The sequence below is a fragment of the Arthrobacter sp. Z1-9 genome (assembly GCF_054792695.1).
The window spans coordinates 2,807,277-2,825,661 of record NZ_CP096456.1 but is presented as its reverse complement, the minus strand read 5'-3'; the positions used below and the strand labels follow the sequence as shown (position 1 = coordinate 2,825,661).

Here is an 18,385-nt window from a genome sequence, read left to right as displayed (position 1 = left end):
GAGACAAAGAGATGACAACTCCAGAAATACGAATCGCGGAGGCTGACACCACGGCCACCAAGCCGCTGCTGGAGATCCGCGACCTCGCCATCACCTTCAAGACCAGCGGCGGTGAAGTCCAGGCGGTCCGTGATGCACACCTGACCATCATGCCCGGTGAAACCGTGGCGATTGTGGGGGAGTCCGGCTCCGGCAAGTCCACTACGGCGCTGGCTGCAATTGGCCTGCTTACCTCCAACGGCCGTGTTTCCGGCGGCCAGATCCTGCTGGACGGCGAAGACATTGCGCATGCATCCGAAAAGCGCATGATCGAGCTTCGCGGCAACACCATCGGCATGGTGCCGCAGGACCCGATGTCCAACCTGAACCCGGTATGGAAAATCGGCTACCAGGTCCGTGAAACGCTCCGCGCCAACGGCCAGCCCAGCGGTCCGGATGACGTTGCCAAGGTACTCTCCGAGGCCGGGCTCCCGGACGCCTACCGGCGCGCCAACCAGTACCCGCACGAGTTCTCCGGTGGCATGCGCCAGCGCGCCCTGATCGCCATCGGGCTCTCCTGCCAGCCCCGGTTGCTGATCGCGGACGAGCCCACCTCCGCCCTCGATGTCACGGTGCAGCGGCAGATCCTGGACCACCTGGACACGATGACCACCGAACTGGGCACCTCGGTGCTGCTCATCACCCACGACCTGGGGCTGGCAGCCGAACGGGCCGACAAGGTGGTGGTCATGTATCAGGGCCGGGTGGTGGAGTCAGGACCTTCCCTGGAACTGTTGCAAAACCCGCAGCACCCGTACACAAAGAGGCTCGTGGAGTCCGCACCGTCCCTGGCCAGCCGAAGGATCCAGGCTGCCAAGGAGCAGGGTGTGGAGGCAGCGGACCTGCTCGCCCCGGCAGCCGAGCCGGCAGCAGCGGACAACGTCCTGCAGATCCAGGACCTGCGGAAGGTATACAAGCTCCGGCAGGGGCTGGGCAAGACCACGGACTTCGCAGCCGTGGACGGCGTGAGCTTCGACGTTAAACGGGGAACCACGACGGCGATCGTGGGGGAGTCGGGCTCCGGCAAGTCCACCGTGGCCAAGATGGTGCTCCAGCTGGAGAAACCCACCGACGGCAAGATCCTCTTCGACGGCCTGGACACCTCGCTGCTGAAGCCCTCGGAGCTGTTCAAGTTCCGGCGCCGCGTCCAGCCCATCTTCCAGGATCCCTACGGCTCCCTGGACCCGATGTACAACATCTTCCGCACCATCGAGGAGCCGTTGCGCGTCCACAAGATCGGGAACAAGGCCAGCCGGGAGAAGAAGGTCCGTGAACTGCTGGACCAGGTGGCGCTGCCGCAGTCCACCATGCAGCGGTACCCGAATGAGCTCTCCGGCGGGCAGCGGCAGCGTGTCGCCATTGCGCGTGCACTTGCCCTGGATCCTGAAGTCATCATCTGTGACGAAGCCGTGTCCGCCCTGGACGTGCTGGTCCAGGCCCAGGTGCTGAATCTGCTGGCAGACCTTCAGTCCAACCTGGGGCTGACCTACCTCTTCATTACCCACGACCTTGCTGTGGTGCGGCAGATCGCCGACCACGTCTGCGTGATGGAAAAGGGGCGGCTGGTGGAAACCGGCTCCACGGACGACGTCTTCGACTCGCCGCAGCAGGAGTACACCAAGGCACTGCTTAACGCCATCCCTGGCGCCAAGCTGATGCTTCCGCCGGAAGTGGCGTAAGCGGCTGCATCAACGACAATCGGCTGGAGCCGGGGCCTTTGGGCTCCGGCTCCGGCCTTTTGTCGTTTCAGTCCTGGACCGGACCGGCTTCCCCCGTGCCTGCAGCGAGAAACGGCGGCTGGTCCGCTGTCGGCTTTCGCTCCAAGCCCAGTTCCCGGAGGCGGCCCTCCAAAAGCACTCCCAGCCTTTGGTGGCCGCGGGGATTCATGTGCACTGCGTCCGAAAGGTCCTCGGCCAGGCCGTATCTGGTGAGCCAGTCACCCACGGACACGAAGGCCAGGCCATGGGCAGCCGCCACGGATCCCAGCAACGCATCGACTTCACTTCTCCGGCCGCCGCCGTGATCTTCCCCCCGGGCGAGCGTTCCGATCATCGCCATGCGTGTGCCCGGGTACCGCCCCTGCAGCTCCGCGATCAGGCGTGCGGCGTTGGCGGCAATCCGGCTGTCACTTGCTCCGCCGGCGGCGTCATTGCCGCCGCCCTGAATGACGATCAGGGCGGGCGTGCCGGACGGGAGCAGCCAGTCCCCGTGCAGCAGGGCATCGATGTAGTTGCCGGTTGCGCCCTTCGAGGAGACAAAGCCGGTGCCGCCCCGCCCGCAGAAGTACACCTTGTACCCCGCAGCCGCCAAGCCCCGGCGCGGCCAGCCGTCAGCCGGTTCGGACTGCGAATCGCCGATTAACAGGACGGTTCTGCTGATATCGGGGACAACGGCCTCGAGCCGCCCATTGGCGGGATTCAGGACGGGGAAACCGGCACGCAACTGCCCGCCGGGTACTCCGTGGGGACCTGCGGCCGCGGCGGGCGGGGGAGGATCTCCAAGGGCCTGCCCGGACAGGCCGCAACCGGCGAGGGCCAGGACACCAGATAAGGCAATCACCGCGATGCCGTGGGACGCGGCAGAACGGGTCCGGGCCAACGCAGGCGAGGCTTTGCGCATCTGGTATCTTTCGGGCTGGCATGGTCTGTCAGAGCAATCATGTGGCATGCCTCCCTGTATGGCCAGTGATATTGCCCACAATTTTCCGGTGCGGCGTAAGGCCTGGGTGCCCTGGGACCCGCACGCCGCCGGAAAAATTTAGGCCAATAAATGGCACAGCAGCTAGACTTGGGGAAGGCGCCCTGTGCTAAGGGCCTGATCCGTCGTGCGTTCCAGTTGGAAATGTCGCGATACAACAGCTGACTTTCACCACTGAATCGAGCCATTACGCATGTCTGAAACCACCACCAACACCGCGGTAGCCACTGCATCACGCAGTGACCTCCGCAACGTCGCGATTGTGGCCCACGTTGACCACGGCAAGACCACCCTGGTCGATGCCATGCTCAAGCAGACCAACTCCTTTGCCGAGCACAACCACCTCGAAGACCGCGTGATGGACTCCGGTGACCTTGAGCGCGAAAAGGGCATCACCATCCTGGCCAAGAACACCACGGTGGCCTACAATGGTCCGTCCTCCAACGGCCAGACCATCACCATCAACGTGATCGACACCCCCGGCCACGCCGACTTCGGTGGCGAGGTGGAGCGCGGCCTGTCCATGGTTGACGGGGTCGTCCTCCTCGTTGACGCTTCCGAAGGTCCGCTGCCGCAGACCCGCTTCGTGCTGCGCAAGGCCCTGGCCGCCCACCTGCCCGTCATCCTGCTGGTCAACAAGACCGACCGTCCCGATGCCCGCATCGAGGAAGTCGTTCACGAGTCCATGGACCTCCTCCTGGGCCTGGCCTCTGACCTGGCCGATGAAGTTCCGGATCTGGACCTGGACAAGATCCTCGAAGTTCCCGTTGTCTACGCTGCGGCCAAGGTCGGCCGCGCGTCCCTGGAGCAGCCCGCCGATGGCACTGCCCCGGAAAACGAGGACCTCGAGCCGCTCTTCAAGACCATCATTGAGCACATCCCGGCTCCCACGTACAACCCGGAGGGTGTGCTGCAGGCGCACGTCACCAACCTGGACGCCTCGCCGTTCCTGGGCCGCCTGGCACTGCTGCGCATCTACAACGGCACCCTGCGCAAGGGCCAGACCGTTGCCTGGGCGCGCGCCAACGGTGAGCTCAAGAACGTCAAGATCACCGAACTGCTGGCCACCAAGGCCCTGGACCGCGTCCCCGCCGAATCCGCCGGTCCCGGTGAGATCGTCGCCGTCGCCGGTATTGAGGACATCACGATCGGTGAGACCCTGACCGACGCTGAGAACCCGCAGCCGCTGCCGCTGATCACCGTGGATGATCCCGCGATCTCCATGACCATCGGTATCAACACCTCGCCGCTGGCGGGCAAGGTCAAGGGCGCCAAGGTTACGGCCCGCCAGGTGAAGGACCGCCTGGACAAGGAACTGATCGGTAACGTCTCCATCAAGGTTCTCCCCACCGAGCGTCCCGACGCGTGGGAAGTACAGGGACGTGGCGAGCTGGCCCTGGCCATCCTCGTTGAGCAGATGCGCCGCGAAGGCTTTGAGCTGACCGTGGGCAAGCCGCAGGTTGTCACCAAGACCATCGACGGCAAGATCCACGAGCCCATGGAGCACATGACCATCGACGTGCCGGAAGAGTACCTCGGTGCCGTCACCCAGCTCATGGCAGCCCGCAAGGGCCGCATGACCAACATGGCCAACCACGGCACCGGCTGGTGCCGGATGGAATTCATCGTTCCCGCCCGTGGCCTGATCGGCTTCCGCACCAAGTTCCTCACGGACACCCGCGGTGCCGGCATCGCAGCCTCCATCTCCGAGGGCTACGAGCCCTGGGCCGGCCCCATCGAGTACCGCACCAACGGTTCCATGGTCGCCGACCGTGCCGGTGTTGTAACGCCGTTCGCCATGATCAACCTGCAGGAGCGCGGTTCCTTCTTCGTGAAGCCCACCTCTGAGGTTTACGAGGGCATGATTGTCGGCGAGAACTCCCGCGCCGACGACATGGACGTGAACATCACCAAGGAAAAGAAGCTCACCAACATGCGTGCGGCCTCCTCCGACACCTTCGAGAACCTGACGCCCCCGCGCGACCTCACGCTCGAAGAGTGCCTCGAATTCGCCCGCGAAGACGAATGTGTCGAGGTGACCCCGGAGTCCATCCGCATCCGCAAGGTGATCCTGGACACCAATGAGCGCGCCAAGGCCAACCGCGCCCGCGCAAAGGTCTAGCAGCAACGGCCCTGAGGGCCAATGAAACTGCCGGGACGGCAGGCGGCATTTTGCCGCCGTCGTCCCGGCTTTTTCTTTGCCCGCTGGTGGGCGCGGCAGCTGGAGGGGCTTACCAATCGCGTACAGGCCTGCGCAGTGGGACGCCCTTATGGTGCGGCTTGCCGGCGCGGGCCCCGCGGCTCGGGTGCCGGCGGGACTTCCTTGGCAGCGACAACACGCTCCAGGGGGATGACGACGTCGGCCTGCCGCGTGCGGACGGTGCAGGCACCGGCGTCGCACATCACCAAGTGCCCCAACGCATCGGTGAAGCCGCCATCGATGCGGTAGCGCACAACCACACGGGTACCGGGCGCGGCAGCGGCAAGAAATCCGGCAGGTGTGGGGGCAGGCAGGTTCACCACTTCATACTAAAGGGCTTCACACAAGGCCACCGGCTAGGTTCGCGGGAACAGGCCGGGAGATAATAGGCTCAGATGTCAGGGTCCGGCGAGAGTTGCCGGATGCAAAAACCGGCGGGTCGCCGGAACCAACGTGGAGAGGCCAGGGACGTGACGTACGTAATCGCGCAGCCGTGTGTAGATGTCAAGGACAAGGCATGTATCGAAGAATGCCCCGTCGACTGCATCTACGAAGGTGAGCGTTCGCTGTACATCCATCCGGACGAATGCGTCGACTGCGGGGCATGCGAGCCCGTCTGCCCCGTTGAGGCCATCTACTACGAGGACGACACCCCGGATGAGTGGGCCGACTACTACAAGGCCAATGTTGAGTTCTTCGATGACCTCGGTTCACCGGGGGGTGCCGCCAAGGTCGGCAACACCGGCAAGGACCACCCCATGATCGCCGCGCTGCCGCCGCAGAACCAAGACCACTGACGCAGGCAGGATCGGTGACCGCAGCAGTGAATACGTTCGGCCTTGACCTGCCCGACTACCCGTGGGAGGCCATGGCGCCGTATCTCGCCAAGGCTTCCGCGCATCCGGACGGGGCGGTCAACCTCTCCATCGGCACTCCGGTGGATCCCACTCCCGCCCTCATCCAGGAGGCCTTGAAGGCCGCCGCGGACGCCCCCGGGTACCCCACCGTCCACGGCACGCCCGCGCTCCGGGAAGCCATTGCAGGATGGTTCGAACGCCGCCGCGGAGTGGCCGGTCTTGATCCCCGCAACATCATGCCGACGGTAGGCTCCAAGGAACTGGTGGCGTGGCTGCCCCTGCTGCTGGGACTCAAGCCGGACGACGTCGTCGTTCGCCCCAAGGTTGCCTACCCCACGTACGATATCGGCGCCACCCTCGCCGGCGTTACGTCCGTTGCAACTGACGACCTGGACGAGCTCGACGACGCCACCCGCTCCCGCGTCCGGCTGATCTGGGTTAATTCACCGGGCAACCCGACCGGCAGCGTCCGCGGCATTGAATCCTTGCGGGGACTTGTGGCCCAGGCCCGGGACCTGGGTGCCGTGGTGGCCTCGGACGAATGCTACGCAGAACTTGGCTGGGGCGACTGGGACGTCCAACGCGGCGGCCAGGCAGTTCCGAGCATCCTTGACCCCCGGGTTGCGGGCGGATCCCACCAGGGCCTGCTTGCGGTGTACTCGCTGAGCAAGCAATCCAACGTTGCAGGCTACCGGGCAGCGTTTGTGGCCGGTGATCCGGACCTGATGGCCAACCTGGTGAACAGCCGCAAGCACGCTGGCATGATCGTGCCCTATCCGGTGCAGGAGGCCATGCGGGTGGCACTGGGCGATGACGCGCACGTGGAGACGCAGAAGGACCTTTACCGGGGACGCCGCGAACGGCTGGTTCCGGCGCTGCTGGACTTCGGGCTGGAGATCAAGGAATCCGACGCCGGCCTGTACCTGTGGTCCACGGCGGGGGAGGGGACCTGGGACACGGTGGCGCGGCTGGCGGAACGCGGCATCGTGGTGGGCCCGGGCGTCTTCTACGGGGAGGCAGGCAACGGGTACGTCCGGGTCGCCCTCACGGGAACCGACGAACGGATCGACGCCGCCGTCGCCCGGCTGGCCGCCGCACCGTAACAATGCTGTGACTCGCACCACATCCGGCGCGTTTTAGGCCATTTTGGAACGTCGCGGATTAGTGGCACCCGCCAAGGAGCGGTAGCTTTTTAAGTGACTATCAATGGTGGCTTTCTACAAGAAGGCAGCCCGGGTGTTGGAACCTGTCCATTCAGGCTTCGTGCGCGGCTCACCTGATGTTGGATCAAGCTTTCGACAGAGGCCCAGGCGCCTCATGAAGGGGACTCCATGACTGAGACCAACAATGCTGCGACCCTGCACCACGCAGGAGGCGAGCTCCAGCTGCCGCGCATCCAGGTTGTTGAAGGAAACGAGGGCTACGACGTTTCCAAACTGCTGAAGCAGACGGGCGCAGTCACCTTTGACCCCGGCTTCATGAACACAGCAGCCACAACTTCGGCTATCACCTACATCGACGGCGATGCGGGCATCCTGCGCTACCGCGGATACCCCATCGAGCAGCTGGCACAGCACTCCAGCTTCCTTGAGGTGTCCTACCTGCTGATCTACGGCAACCTGCCCACGCCCACCGAACTGGACGAATTCGACCAGAAGATCCGCCGGCACACGCTGCTGCACGAGGAGCTCAAGGGCTTCTTCGGCGGATTCCCCCGCGACGCGCACCCCATGCCCGTCCTGTCCTCGGCCGTTTCCGCGCTGTCCACGTTCTACCAGGACTCGCTGGACCCGTTCAACGCCGAACAGGTGGAAGTATCCACCATCCGCCTGATGGCCAAGCTCCCGGTCATCGCGGCCTACGCCCACAAGAAGTCCATTGGCCAGCCCATGCTGTACCCGGACAACTCCCACAACCTTGTGGAAAACTTCCTCCGGCTCAGCTTCGGGCTTCCGGCCGAGCAGTATGAAGTGGACCCGGTGGTCGCCAAGGCCCTGGACCTGCTGCTCATCCTGCACGCGGACCACGAGCAGAACTGCTCCACCTCAACGGTGCGCCTGGTGGGCTCCTCCAACGCCAACCTGTTCGCGTCCGTCTCGGCAGGCATCAACGCGCTGTTCGGGCCTGCCCACGGCGGCGCCAACGAGGCAGTGCTGAAGATGCTCCGCCAGATCCAGGCCGAGGGCACCAAGCCCGAGGACTACATGGAGAAGGTCAAGAACAAGGAAGACGGCGTCCGCCTCATGGGCTTCGGGCACCGCGTCTACAAGAACTACGATCCGCGCGCCAAGATCGTCAAGGCCACCGCACACGAGATCCTCACCAAGCTCGGCGGCAACGACGAACTGCTGGACATCGCCCTGCGCCTGGAAGAGAAGGCGCTGAACGATGACTACTTCATCCAGCGCAAGCTCTACCCGAACGTGGACTTCTACACCGGCCTCATCTACAAGGCCATGGGTTTCCCCGAGAAGATGTTCACCGTCCTCTTCGCCATCGGCCGCCTCCCCGGCTGGATTGCCCAGTGGCGTGAAATGATCAGCGACCCGAACACCAAAATCGGCCGCCCACGGCAGCTCTACATCGGCGAGCCGGAGCGGGACTACCCGGCCCGCTGATCCCCACCGGCTCCCAAACCTCGCAAGGTCACTCCGGCTCCCGACCCTCGCAAGCTCGGGTCGGGTCCCTCGCCGAAGCGGACGGTTCGGGGCCCTCGCCGGCGTGGCCCCACAACAACGAAACGGCCGCCCACCTCCTGGAGGTGGGCGGCCGTTTCGTTGCCTTAGGAGTTGTAGCCCTGGGGGTTGTTTTTCTGCCAGCGCCAGTGGTCCTCGCACATCTCATCCACCGTTTTGGTGGTGGACCAGCTGAGGTCAGCCAGGGCGGAGGTCGCGTCAGCCCAAAAGGCCGGCAGGTCACCCGCCCGGCGGCCCGTGATCTCGTGAGGGATGGGCTTGCCCACTGCCTTCTCGAAGGAGCGCAGGACCTCCAGCACCGAGGAGCCCTTGCCGGAACCGAGGTTCCAGCGGAAAACGCCGGCGCGGTCCGCAACATGGTCCAGGGCGGCCACGTGGCCTTCGGCGAGGTCGACGACGTGGATGTAGTCGCGCAGGCACGTGCCGTCCGGGGTGTCGTAGTCGCCGCCGAACACCATGAGCTTTTCGCGGCGGCCCACGGCCACCTGGGCGATGAAAGGCACCAGGTTGTTCGGGATGCCCTGGGGGTCCTCGCCGATCCGGCCCGAGGGGTGTGCCCCGACGGGGTTGAAGTAGCGCAGCAGGGCTATATGCCAGCGGCTGTCCGCGGAGCCAAGGTCGGAGAGGATGTCCTCGATCTGTTCCTTGGTGCGGCCGTAGGGGTTGTTGGCACCGATTTCCATCTTTTCCACGTAGGGGATGGGGTTGTGTTCGCCGTAGACCGTGGCTGAGGAGCTGAAGACGACGGAGCGGACGTTGTGCCGGTCCATGACCCGGATGAGGTTCAGGGTCCCCACCAGGTTGTTGTAGTAGTACTTCAGAGGCTCCCGCACTGACTCGCCCACGGCTTTCAGCCCGGCAAAGTGGATCACGGCCTCGATGGCGTTGCCGGCAAACACCTTCTCCACGGCGGCTTCGTCCACGAGGTCAACGTTGTGGAACTCTGCGGTCTTGCCGGTGAGTTCCGCAACCCGGCGAAGCGACTCTTCGCTGGAGTTGACGAGGTTGTCGATGACCACCACGTCATGGCCGGCTTCCTGCAGGGACAAAACAGTGTGGGAACCGATGTAGCCGGTGCCCCCTGTGACCAGTATTTTCATGCCTCCAACGCTATCCCAACTCGGCGTACCGCCGCGGGTGTGTCCCGGATGACGGGCAGCATGACGGGCGTTTTCGGTGCCAGCGGCGGGCCGGGTATTTTTTTGAGCACAGACGTGCTAAAAAATGGAGTGCCTAAAATTGTGGATGCCGAAGCCCGGCGCCAGGACGTCGTCGAAGCGGTCTGGCGGATCGTCGCAGTGGACGGGCTGGAGAAGGCGTCGCTCCGGGAAGTGGCAGGTGAGGCTGGCCTCGCCGTCGGCTCCGTACGGCACTACTTTGCGGGAAGCGAGGAACTCCTCACTCACTCCTTCGCCACCGTCATCAACCGTATCGTCAGCCGGCTGGTTGAAGCACTGCCTGCCCTTGAGGAGAACCCGCCCACAAGCCGGGAACACCGCGCGGCTGTTTTAACACTCCTGGGCGAACTGCTGCCGCTGGATGAACAGCGGGCGGTGGAGGCATGCGTCTGGATGGCCTTTCGGAACGCCGCCAGGATCAGGCCGTTCCTTGCAGCGGAGGCGGACCGCAGCCACCGGGAAGTCGCGGCGTTGATGGGACGCGTCATCACCGCCCTGCTGCCCGATGGTGCATCTGAGGAAACGCTGGTGGTGGAGGCCGAACGGCTCCTGGCGACCCTTGACGGGCTGTGTATGCATGCCCTGCTCCAGCCGGCCTGGATGCCGGCCCGTATGTGCCTGGATGTCCTTGAGCGGCATCTTGAAGGGCTGGCCGCCTGACTACCGTTAACGTCCGGAACATGGGGGAATAGACTGATAACCGGGGGCGTGAAACCGGATCAACAGGTCCGGTAAAGCGTGCCAGGGAAGGATTACGGATGCACCAAACAGGCGGTTCAGGGTGGCAGATCACCACCGACACGTCCGGACCGATGATGATTGCCCTGTATGTCCGCGATGCTGCCGGACTGGACGGCGCCGGCCATCCGGCCCTGTCGCATGCCGCTCCCAAAATCCGCCCTGCCGACCATACCCATCTTACTGCCGATGTTGGTGGCCTGGGCGTGCTTAAGACGGAGTGGGAGGCCTGGTGGACGCAGCTACTGAAAGCCCATCCCCAGACGTCGCCCGAACTGTCTCCGCCCAATTTTGAGGCCTTTGCCAATTCACCCGCCCTGCAGCGCGTACTTCAGGCCCACTTCGGCTCTGCCCTCACCTGGGCCCGGGAGCGCAGGAGCGAATACGCCGAGCTGGAAGCAGAGCGCGCTGCCATCGGTGCAGACCAGCTGCTGGAGGACATGGTGGATGACAGGCTGTTGGAGGTGGGGCGGGACGCCCGCGACTTCAAGCTGACCATCATCGAGCTGCCGCTGAATGAGCAGCGGGCCTGGTACCTGGAGCCGGACAAAATCATCATGAGCCACGAGCTGATGGGCCAGCCCGAGCTGTTCCGCAGCTACGTCCAGCCCGTGGTCGAAATCCTGGCGTAGGCAAGCCGGCAGGAGCTCAGCCTTCGACGCTGGCCGGTGACACAGTGATCCGGACCTGGCTGTCAGAGGCTGATGATTCCTGCCAGCCGTTCCGCTCCGCACGGTCCCACGTGCGTCCAGCCACCTGTACTTGCGTCACCTCATAACCCTTGGCGTTCGCCACCGCCCACTGGGCCACCGACCAGGCCTGGCTGCCATCGGCTTCCACCACCAGCGTTTGGCCTTCCACAGCCGTTTCCAGCGGCCCGTAGGCCTGGGACAGTTCCGCCGAAACGGCACTGGGGTCGCCGGCAGCAGCTGCTGAACGAAGGGTGCATTGAACGGCTTCGGGTGTCTGGCCCGATAGCCCGGAAGCAAAAAAGCGGCCCATCTGCTCATGCTGGGCATACGCGGTAGGGAAAGCGGACCGCTGCACCCGCTGCGCCGCTTCCGTGATCTCCATCGACTCATAGCCCGGGATCTTGACCAGCGCGTCGTAAAAGGCGTTGGCTGCGTAGTACGGGTCCATCACCTGCGCCTCGCTGCCCCAGCCCTGCGAGGGACGTTGCTGGAACAGTCCCCGTGAATCGGGGCCGGCCTTGTCTCCGTGAGCGATGTTCCGAAGCTTGGACTCCTGCATTGCGGTGGCCAGCGCTATGCTCGCGGCCCGCGGCGGGAGTCCCCGCTGGACGGCGACGGCGGTAATCAGCGATGCGTACACGGCCTGGTCGGGTGCCAGTTCTGCCGTTCCTCCGCCTACGACGGCTGTGCAGCGTTCCGAAACAAGGGTTTCGGAACGCTGCACAAAAAACACCGCCGCATAGACGCCGCCGATCACCAGTGCGAGGGCGAGCAGCAGTACCAGGAGGCGGCGCAGGCCCCGGCTTCGTGCCATAGGGATCAGTTGGCGTGCAGGGCGTCGTTCAGTTCAACGGTCTGGCCCGCGCGGGGGAGGACCTCCACCGCGCCGTTGGTGGAGTTGCGGCGGAACAGCAGGTTGGGCACGCCGGAGAGTTCTGCGGCCTTAACGATCTTTGTGGTGTCTTCGCCCACCTCGTCCTTGGGACCGGGTACCCGCACCCGGGTTCCTGCCGTGACGTAGAGGCCGGCTTCCACCACCGAATCGTCCCCGATGCTGATGCCCACGCCCGAGTTCGCGCCGAGGAGGACGCGCTCACCGATGGTGATCTTCTCTTTGCCGCCGCCGGACAGCGTGCCCATGATGGACGCTCCGCCGCCGACGTCGCTGCCGTCACCGGTCACGACGCCGGCGGAAATCCGGCCCTCCACCATGGAGGTGCCCAGGGTGCCGGCGTTGAAATTGACGAAGCCTTCGTGCATGACCGTGGTGCCTTCGGCGAGGTGGGCGCCCAGGCGCACACGGTCGGCGTCGGCGATCCTTACACCCGTGGGGACCACGTAGTCCACCATGCGGGGGAACTTGTCGACGCCGTACACTGTGACGGCTCCGCGCCGGCGCAGGCGGGCACGCGTCAATTCGAAGCCCTCCACGGCGGCGGGCCCGAAGTTGGTCCACACCACATTCGGCAGTTTGCCGAAAATGCCGTCGAGGTTGATGGTGTTCGGGCGGACCAGCCGGTGCGAGAGCAGGTGCAGGCGCAGGTAGGCGTCCGCCGTATCAGCCGGGGCCTCATCGAGGTTGATCTGGACAAAAACCACCTTCTGCTCGGTGCCACGGTCCTCGTCCGTGCCGGCCTCTGCAATCCGGGTAAGTGCCTCGTCCGCATTTTCCACTGCCCGCAGGTGTTCGGCAGCGACGCCCAGCGAGGGTGCCGGGAACCAGACGTCAAGGACGGTGGCATCACCTGTGTCGGTGCCTTTCGCGGACGCAATGGTGGCCACGCCAAAGCCGTAGGCGGAGCGTTCTTCAGTGGGGGCAGTCTGGGTTTCGGGCACAGCGGAGGAAGCAGTCTCAGTCATGGCCCCAGTCTATCGACGGGCGGGGACCTGCTCCGAACTAGACTGGCTTCGTGACTGCCGAAACCGCTCCGGACTATTCCACCCTTCGCCTTGACCTCCGCCAGGACGTTGCGCTCCTGACCGCCGCGATCATGGACATCAACAGCGTCTCCGGCAATGAAACGGAACTGGCCGACGCCGTCGAAGCGGCCCTGCTGGCCCTTCCGGAACTGCACGTTGTCCGCGACGGCGACTCGATCATTGCCCGCACGGAGCTGGGCAACGCCGAACGTGTCATCCTGGCAGGCCATCTGGACACTGTTCCGCTGCCCCTAGCTGAAGGGTCCAGGGGTACGGTTCCTTCCAGCTGGGAGTCCGGTGTCGCCGGGGAAGGCGTGCTGTATGGCCGCGGTGCCACCGATATGAAGGGCGGCGTCGCGGTGCAGCTGGCTCTTGCGGCCACCATGTTCGACGGCGGGGCCGCACCCAAGCGGGACGTCACCTTTGTTCTCTACGACCACGAGGAAGTAGAGGCCGTGAAGAGCGGCCTGGGCCGGCTGGTGCGCAACCACGGCCACCTGCTCGACGGTGATTTCGCCATCCTGCTGGAACCAACCGACGGCACGGTGGAGGGCGGTTGCAACGGCACCAGCCGGTTTGAGGCGACAACTGTGGGCGAGGCAGCCCACTCCGCCCGTGCCTGGATGGGCAGCAACGCAATCCACGCAGCGGCACCAATCCTGGCCCGGCTCGCCGCGTACCAACCTGCCACCATCAACGTTGACGGGCTGGAATACCGCGAGAGCCTCAACGCGGTGAAGATCAATGGCGGCACTGCCGGCAATGTCATTCCGGACCGGTGCGTGGTGGAGATCAACTACCGTTTTGCGCCGGACAAGACCCCGGACCAGGCCGAAGCCGTGGTGCGGGAACTTCTGGAAGGTTTCGACGTCGTCCGCACTGATGCTGCCGCCGGTGCACGGCCGGGGCTCCAGCACCCTGCCGCCGCTTCCTTCGTCGCCGCCGTCGGAGCCGAGCCAAAGCCCAAATACGGCTGGACCGACGTCGCGCGTTTCAGTGAACTGGGCATCCCCGCGGTCAATTTCGGACCGGGTGATGCCCTGCTGGCCCATAAGGACAACGAGCACGTCCACGCCGACGCCATCCGCAAATGCCTGCAGGCGCTGCGGGACTGGTTGGCAGCCTGATTTAAACGGCAGTGGCCCGGACCAAAAGGTCCGGGCCACTGCTGCAGGAAGTATCAGGGGACGGGTGCTTCGGCTTTTTCCGGTTCCGCCTTGGCCACCCCGCCCGCCGCCTTCTTGGACCCGCGGCGCTCGATCCACACGGCAATGCGTGAAACGAGGATGTTGATGGCGATGTAGATCGCCGCGGCTACGAAGAAGATGGGGAACAGGAACTGCGTACCCAGGAAATCCGCCATCACCTGTACGGCGCGCAGTAGCTCACCGTACGCCACGATGTAGCCGAGGGAGGTGTCCTTCAGGAGCACCACCATCTGGGCTACGAGTGAGGGCATCATGCGCCGGATGGCCTGCGGCAGTTCGATCAGCATGCGGGACTTGAAGCTGGTCAGGCCGATGGCCAGCCCGGCTTCCCGCTGCCCCTTGGGAAGCGACTGGATGCCGGCACGGATGATTTCAGCAAACACTGCCGAGTTGTAGAGCACCAGGCCGGTAACCACGGCAATGAACGGCGAGGTGCCGAAGCCCAGCAGGATGAACAGCATCATCAGGACCACCGGCATGCCGCGGAGGAACTCCAGCAGCACCCGGACAGGGATACGGATGAAGGCCGCATCTGCGATGCGCAGCAGGCACAGCAGGAGGCCGAGCGGGAAAGCAATGACCGCTGCCAGGGCCGCGGCGCTGAGGGTTGCGCTCAATCCGTTGCCCATGAGCGTCCACACGTCTGCGCGGGTAAAAATAGCCCACCGGCGCCCTTCAAAGATGCCTTGCTGGGCGAAGGTCATGATGATCCAGGCAAGCAGGCCCAGGATCAGCACGGAACCGACGATGGAACCAATAAGGGATATCCGCCGGGCCTTGGGGCCGGGAACGTCGTACAGTACCGAGCTCATCGGGCAATCGCCACCTTTCGTTCCACCGTGCTGGCCAGGATACCCAGCGGAACGGTGAGGAGCAGATAGAAGAACGCAACGCCGAGCAGGACGGGGATGACTGCATCACCGTTGGCGTTGGCCAGTTGGCGGCCGTAGCCGAACAGTTCAAGGACAAAGAAGGCGCCGGCCACGGAGGAGTTCTTCACCAGGGCGATCAGTATGTTGATCAGCGGCGGGACCACCGTCCGCAGGGCCTGGGGGAGGATGATGAGGTTCAGGACCTGCCCGAAGTTCATGCCGATGCTCCGGGCGGCTTCAGCCTGGCCCACGGGGACGCTGTTGACACCTGAGCGGACAGCTTCGGCGATGAACGCTGCGGTGTAGGTACTGAGGGCGATGATGGCGGCGATTTCGAACTGCTCGAATTTCACTCCGAGCCGCGGAAGGACGATGGCTGCAAAGAAGAAGGCGATGGTCAGCGGAGTGTTCCGGAGAACTTCCACGTAGACGGTGCTGAAGCCGCGGAGCGCTGCTACGGGGGAGACCCTGGCAGCCGCCAGCAGGGTGCCAAGAACCAGGGCAATGACTCCGGAAACGGCGGAAAGGAAGAGGGTGCGGAGAAAACCGTTCCAATACAGGGGCAGGTTTTCAAGAATGACGTCCATTGGATCCTTTGGCTGTGGGGCGTGGACGGGGGTAAAGGCGGTGGTTGCCGGGACCTGGAAGCGGCCCCGGCAACCACAGGCGCTACTTAGTAACGGTCGAGCTTGGGCAGCTCAGGGGCAGTCTTGATGACTGAACCCGCGGTATCTTCCCATGCCTTCTTGTACGACCCGTCCTCCTGGAATGCTTCCAGCTGGTCGTTGATCCAGTTGCGGAACTCGGTGTCGTCCTTCTTCAGGCCGATGCCGTAGGGCTCCTTCGTGAAGGTCTCATCCGAGGCGAGCTTGAAGGCGTCCGGCTCCTTGTCCACGAAACCGGCGAGGATGACGTTGTCGGTGGTGACTGCTTCAACCTGCTTGTTGCGCAGCGGCTCCAGGCATGCGGAGTAGGTGGCGGCGGGAACAAGCTCAGCACCGTACTTGTCCACGATCGTTGCAGCCGGAGTGGAACCGGTGACCGAGCAGACCTTCTTGCCCTTGACGTCCTCGGGCTTCTTGATGGTGTCGTTGTCCTTGTTCACCATCAGTGCCTGGCCGGCCTCGTAGTACGGTCCGGCGAAGCTGACAACCTGCTTGCGCTTGTCATTGATGGTGTAGGTGGCGATGACCAGGTCAACCTTGCCCTGCTCGATGAACGGCTCGCGGTTGGCCGAGACGGTTTCGGACCATTCAATCTTGTCAGCGGCGATGCCCAGCTTGGCGGCGATCAGCTTGCCGATTTCGACGTCGAAGCCGACGGGCTTGCCGTCCAAGCCCACCTGGCCGAAGAGCGGCTGGTCGTACTTGGTACCGATTTTGATGGTTCCGGCCGAGGCGAGCTTTTCCATGGTGGTGCCGGCGGCGAAGGTGGGTGCTGCCTCAACAGAGGGGTCGCTGGTGGTGCCGGCCCCGCCTCCGCCACAGGCGCTCAGGGACAGGGCGAGGGCAGCGGTAGCCGCCACAAAGAATGACTTCCGCCGGGTCATAAATGCCTTCATGACATTCCTTTCATTGGTGGCCGTGGGTCACGGCCTGGGTGCGAACTGGGAGTGTTTGTTCGTAGGTGAATCAGTGGGTCAGGAGCTTGGAGAGGAAATCCTTGGCGCGGTCGCTCTTGGGATTGGTGAAGAACTCCTCAGGGGTGGCGTCCTCGACGATCTGGCCGTCCGCCATAAAGACCACCCGGTCCGCGGCTTTGCGGGCGAAGCCCATCTCGTGGGTGACCACGATCATGGTCATGCCCTCCTTGGCCAGCTGGATCATCACGTCCAGGACCTCGTTGATCATCTCGGGGTCAAGCGCAGAGGTGGGCTCGTCGAAAAGCATGACCTTGGGCTTCATGGCGAGGGCACGGGCGATGGCAACACGCTGCTGCTGGCCGCCGGACAGCTGTGCGGGAAGTTTCGGAGCCTGGTGCCCGACGCCCACCCGTTCAAGCAGCGCCATGGCGTCCTTGTCCGCGGTTGCCTTCGGAACGCCCTTGACCTTGATGGGGCCGAGAGTGACGTTTTCGAGGATCGTTTTGTGGGCGAAGAGATTGAATGACTGGAAAACCATTCCGACGTCGGCCCGGAGCTGTGCCAGTTCCTTGCCTTCCGCGGGAAGGACTTTCCCATCAATGCTGATGGTGCCGCCTTCGATGGTTTCGAGGCGGTTGATGGCACGGCAGAGCGTGGACTTACCGGAGCCTGAAGGCCCGATGACCACGACAACCTCGCCTTTGCGGACCTGAAGGTTGATGTCCTTCAAAACATGCAGCTGGCCGTAATGCTTATTTACGGCGTTCAGGGAGACGAGGGAATCGCCGGGCACATGAGTAGTCATAAGGAAGAATCTAGCGAACAACGGTGCCTTATGACGCGAATCACCCCAAGTTCCTGCGGATCGTGATTCAAGAGATACCTCCCGCAGGCAGGTTAGCCTTGGGGAATGAGCATCAGTGCAGATCCGGCCAAAAACTCCCAGCCGCGCCGCAAAGGACCCCTTGAACTACGCCGCAAGCAGGCGTCGGTGGAGATGTCTGACCAGCATTTGCTTGATACCAAAGGCCTGGGCCAATTCGTGCACACGGATCCGTGGCGGGTGCTGAGGATCCAAAGCGAGTTCGTCGAGGGGTTCGGGGCTTTGGCTGATCTCGGCCCGGCAGTAAGCGTCTTCGGTTCAGCCCGGACCAAGCCAGGCAGCCCCTACTACGAGATGGGCGTCGAGGTGGGGCGGAAGCTGGCCGAGGCCGGAGTCGCGGTAATCACCGGAGGCGGACCGGGGTCCATGGAAGCCGCCAACCGCGGCGCCGTTGAAGGCAACGGGGTGTCAGTGGGGCTCGGCATCGAACTCCCGTTTGAGCAGGGCCTGAACCAGTGGGTGGACCTGGGGATTAACTTCCGGTATTTCTTCGCGCGCAAAACGATGTTCGTGAAGTACGCGCAGGGATTTATCGTCCTGCCCGGGGGCCTTGGCACCCTCGACGAGCTCTTCGAAGCCATGGTCCTGGTGCAGACGCGGAAGGTGACGTCCTTCCCGATCGTGCTGCTCGGCGTCGACTTCTGGGGCCCGATGATCGATTGGATCAGGGGCACCCTCGTGGCGGAGGGCATGGTCTCCGAAAAGGACCTGGACCTGATCCAGGTGGTGGATGACCCGGCGGAAGCCGTGGACCGGGTCCTCCACGTTGCCATCACGCCCTCGCTGAACGGCGAACAGCGCCCGGAATAGCGAAGGCGGCCAG

Annotated in this window: 18 protein-coding genes; 9 read left to right on the top strand and 9 right to left on the bottom strand. The window is 64.1% G+C overall.

Annotated elements, in window-relative coordinates:
* Positions 1 to 11 precede the first annotated feature (11 nt).
* Complete coding sequence (locus M1D93_RS13040) at positions 12 to 1,718, top strand: dipeptide ABC transporter ATP-binding protein (protein ID WP_461171939.1); 1,707 nt, start codon at positions 12 to 14, stop codon at positions 1,716 to 1,718.
* A 67-nt stretch (positions 1,719 to 1,785) separates the two neighbouring features.
* Here M1D93_RS13040 and M1D93_RS13035 read toward each other — a convergent pair whose 3' ends face one another.
* Positions 1,786 to 2,658, bottom strand: a complete 873-nt coding sequence (locus M1D93_RS13035; protein ID WP_461171938.1) for an SGNH/GDSL hydrolase family protein — start codon at positions 2,656 to 2,658, stop codon at positions 1,786 to 1,788.
* Positions 2,659 to 2,929: 271 nt separating this feature from the next.
* Between M1D93_RS13035 and typA the strand changes: the two genes are divergently transcribed.
* Entirely contained in the window at positions 2,930 to 4,858 is a 1,929-nt protein-coding gene (gene typA, locus M1D93_RS13030) for a translational GTPase TypA (RefSeq protein ID WP_256248410.1), read from the top strand.
* Positions 4,859 to 5,004: 146 nt separating this feature from the next.
* On the opposite strand, the gene M1D93_RS13025 is transcribed toward typA, so the two are convergent.
* On the bottom strand, positions 5,005 to 5,259 hold the full coding sequence (locus M1D93_RS13025) for a putative acetyltransferase (RefSeq protein WP_461171937.1): 255 nt from the start codon (positions 5,257 to 5,259) through the stop codon (positions 5,005 to 5,007).
* Positions 5,260 to 5,406: 147 nt separating this feature from the next.
* Between M1D93_RS13025 and fdxA the strand changes: the two genes are divergently transcribed.
* From fdxA to M1D93_RS13010, 3 genes are all read left to right on the top strand, one after another.
* Positions 5,407 to 5,733, top strand: coding sequence for a ferredoxin (fdxA, locus tag M1D93_RS13020; protein ID WP_050685972.1), 327 nt, complete (start codon positions 5,407 to 5,409; stop codon positions 5,731 to 5,733).
* Positions 5,734 to 5,747: 14 nt separating this feature from the next.
* Positions 5,748 to 6,896: a succinyldiaminopimelate transaminase gene (gene dapC / locus M1D93_RS13015; RefSeq protein WP_461171936.1), complete on the top strand. Its 1,149-nt coding sequence runs from the start codon at positions 5,748 to 5,750 to the stop codon at positions 6,894 to 6,896.
* Positions 6,897 to 7,124: 228 nt separating this feature from the next.
* Positions 7,125 to 8,411, top strand: a complete 1,287-nt coding sequence (locus M1D93_RS13010) for a citrate synthase (RefSeq protein ID WP_461171935.1) — start codon at positions 7,125 to 7,127, stop codon at positions 8,409 to 8,411.
* A 164-nt stretch (positions 8,412 to 8,575) separates the two neighbouring features.
* Here M1D93_RS13010 and galE read toward each other — a convergent pair whose 3' ends face one another.
* The gene (gene galE / locus M1D93_RS13005) at positions 8,576 to 9,589 is read right to left on the bottom strand and encodes a UDP-glucose 4-epimerase GalE (RefSeq protein ID WP_461171934.1); all 1,014 of its coding nucleotides are present in this window, start codon (positions 9,587 to 9,589) and stop codon (positions 8,576 to 8,578) included.
* Positions 9,590 to 9,718: 129 nt separating this feature from the next.
* Between galE and M1D93_RS13000 the strand changes: the two genes are divergently transcribed.
* Both M1D93_RS13000 and M1D93_RS12995 read left to right on the top strand, forming a co-directional pair.
* Positions 9,719 to 10,327: a TetR/AcrR family transcriptional regulator gene (locus M1D93_RS13000; RefSeq protein WP_461171933.1), complete on the top strand. Its 609-nt coding sequence runs from the start codon at positions 9,719 to 9,721 to the stop codon at positions 10,325 to 10,327.
* A gap of 98 nt (positions 10,328 to 10,425) precedes the next feature.
* Positions 10,426 to 11,037, top strand: coding sequence for a hypothetical protein (locus M1D93_RS12995; RefSeq protein WP_461171932.1), 612 nt, complete (start codon positions 10,426 to 10,428; stop codon positions 11,035 to 11,037).
* A 16-nt stretch (positions 11,038 to 11,053) separates the two neighbouring features.
* Here M1D93_RS12995 and M1D93_RS12990 read toward each other — a convergent pair whose 3' ends face one another.
* On the bottom strand, positions 11,054 to 11,911 hold the full coding sequence (locus M1D93_RS12990) for a hypothetical protein (protein ID WP_461171931.1): 858 nt from the start codon (positions 11,909 to 11,911) through the stop codon (positions 11,054 to 11,056).
* Between the two features lie 5 nt (positions 11,912 to 11,916).
* Positions 11,917 to 12,957, bottom strand: a complete 1,041-nt coding sequence (gene dapD, locus M1D93_RS12985) for a 2,3,4,5-tetrahydropyridine-2,6-dicarboxylate N-succinyltransferase (RefSeq protein ID WP_461171930.1) — start codon at positions 12,955 to 12,957, stop codon at positions 11,917 to 11,919.
* Between the two features lie 50 nt (positions 12,958 to 13,007).
* On the opposite strand from dapD, the gene dapE reads away from it, so the two are divergent.
* A complete protein-coding gene (dapE, locus tag M1D93_RS12980) occupies positions 13,008 to 14,144 on the top strand; it encodes a succinyl-diaminopimelate desuccinylase (RefSeq protein WP_461171929.1) in 1,137 nt (378 codons plus the stop codon).
* 53 nt (positions 14,145 to 14,197) lie between these two features.
* On the opposite strand, the gene M1D93_RS12975 is transcribed toward dapE, so the two are convergent.
* From M1D93_RS12975 to M1D93_RS12960, 4 genes are all read right to left on the bottom strand, one after another.
* Positions 14,198 to 15,037 (bottom strand): amino acid ABC transporter permease, encoded by an 840-nt coding sequence (locus tag M1D93_RS12975; RefSeq protein ID WP_461171928.1) that lies wholly within the window; start codon positions 15,035 to 15,037, stop codon positions 14,198 to 14,200.
* Complete coding sequence (locus M1D93_RS12970) at positions 15,034 to 15,684, bottom strand: amino acid ABC transporter permease (protein WP_102974984.1); 651 nt, start codon at positions 15,682 to 15,684, stop codon at positions 15,034 to 15,036. The genes M1D93_RS12975 and M1D93_RS12970 overlap by 4 nt, the downstream gene beginning before the upstream one ends.
* 86 nt (positions 15,685 to 15,770) lie before the next feature.
* The gene (locus M1D93_RS12965; protein ID WP_461171927.1) at positions 15,771 to 16,658 is read right to left on the bottom strand and encodes a glutamate ABC transporter substrate-binding protein; all 888 of its coding nucleotides are present in this window, start codon (positions 16,656 to 16,658) and stop codon (positions 15,771 to 15,773) included.
* Positions 16,659 to 16,728: 70 nt separating this feature from the next.
* Positions 16,729 to 17,484: an amino acid ABC transporter ATP-binding protein gene (locus M1D93_RS12960; RefSeq protein ID WP_461171926.1), complete on the bottom strand. Its 756-nt coding sequence runs from the start codon at positions 17,482 to 17,484 to the stop codon at positions 16,729 to 16,731.
* 105 nt (positions 17,485 to 17,589) lie between these two features.
* On the opposite strand from M1D93_RS12960, the gene M1D93_RS12955 reads away from it, so the two are divergent.
* A complete protein-coding gene (locus M1D93_RS12955; RefSeq protein ID WP_461171925.1) occupies positions 17,590 to 18,372 on the top strand; it encodes an LOG family protein in 783 nt (260 codons plus the stop codon).
* The last annotated feature ends 13 nt before the right edge of the window (positions 18,373 to 18,385 follow it).

Excerpts from the sequence above, each read along its gene's own strand:
- typA (WP_256248410.1), top strand. The coding sequence starts at position 2,930 with ATGTCTGAAACCACCACCAACACCGCGGTAGCCACTGCATCACGCAGT.
- galE (WP_461171934.1), bottom strand. The coding sequence starts at position 9,589 with ATGAAAATACTGGTCACAGGGGGCACCGGCTACATCGGTTCCCACACT.
- M1D93_RS13040 (WP_461171939.1), top strand. The coding sequence starts at position 12 with ATGACAACTCCAGAAATACGAATCGCGGAGGCTGACACCACGGCCACC.
- M1D93_RS13010 (WP_461171935.1), top strand. The coding sequence starts at position 7,125 with ATGACTGAGACCAACAATGCTGCGACCCTGCACCACGCAGGAGGCGAG.
- M1D93_RS12970 (WP_102974984.1), bottom strand. The coding sequence starts at position 15,684 with ATGGACGTCATTCTTGAAAACCTGCCCCTGTATTGGAACGGTTTTCTC.
- dapD (WP_461171930.1), bottom strand. The coding sequence starts at position 12,957 with ATGACTGAGACTGCTTCCTCCGCTGTGCCCGAAACCCAGACTGCCCCC.
- M1D93_RS13035 (WP_461171938.1), bottom strand. The coding sequence starts at position 2,658 with ATGCGCAAAGCCTCGCCTGCGTTGGCCCGGACCCGTTCTGCCGCGTCC.
- M1D93_RS12955 (WP_461171925.1), top strand. The coding sequence starts at position 17,590 with ATGAGCATCAGTGCAGATCCGGCCAAAAACTCCCAGCCGCGCCGCAAA.
- M1D93_RS12965 (WP_461171927.1), bottom strand. The coding sequence starts at position 16,658 with ATGAAGGCATTTATGACCCGGCGGAAGTCATTCTTTGTGGCGGCTACC.
- M1D93_RS12995 (WP_461171932.1), top strand. The coding sequence starts at position 10,426 with ATGCACCAAACAGGCGGTTCAGGGTGGCAGATCACCACCGACACGTCC.
- M1D93_RS12960 (WP_461171926.1), bottom strand. The coding sequence starts at position 17,484 with ATGACTACTCATGTGCCCGGCGATTCCCTCGTCTCCCTGAACGCCGTA.
- M1D93_RS12990 (WP_461171931.1), bottom strand. The coding sequence starts at position 11,911 with ATGGCACGAAGCCGGGGCCTGCGCCGCCTCCTGGTACTGCTGCTCGCC.
- M1D93_RS12975 (WP_461171928.1), bottom strand. The coding sequence starts at position 15,037 with ATGAGCTCGGTACTGTACGACGTTCCCGGCCCCAAGGCCCGGCGGATA.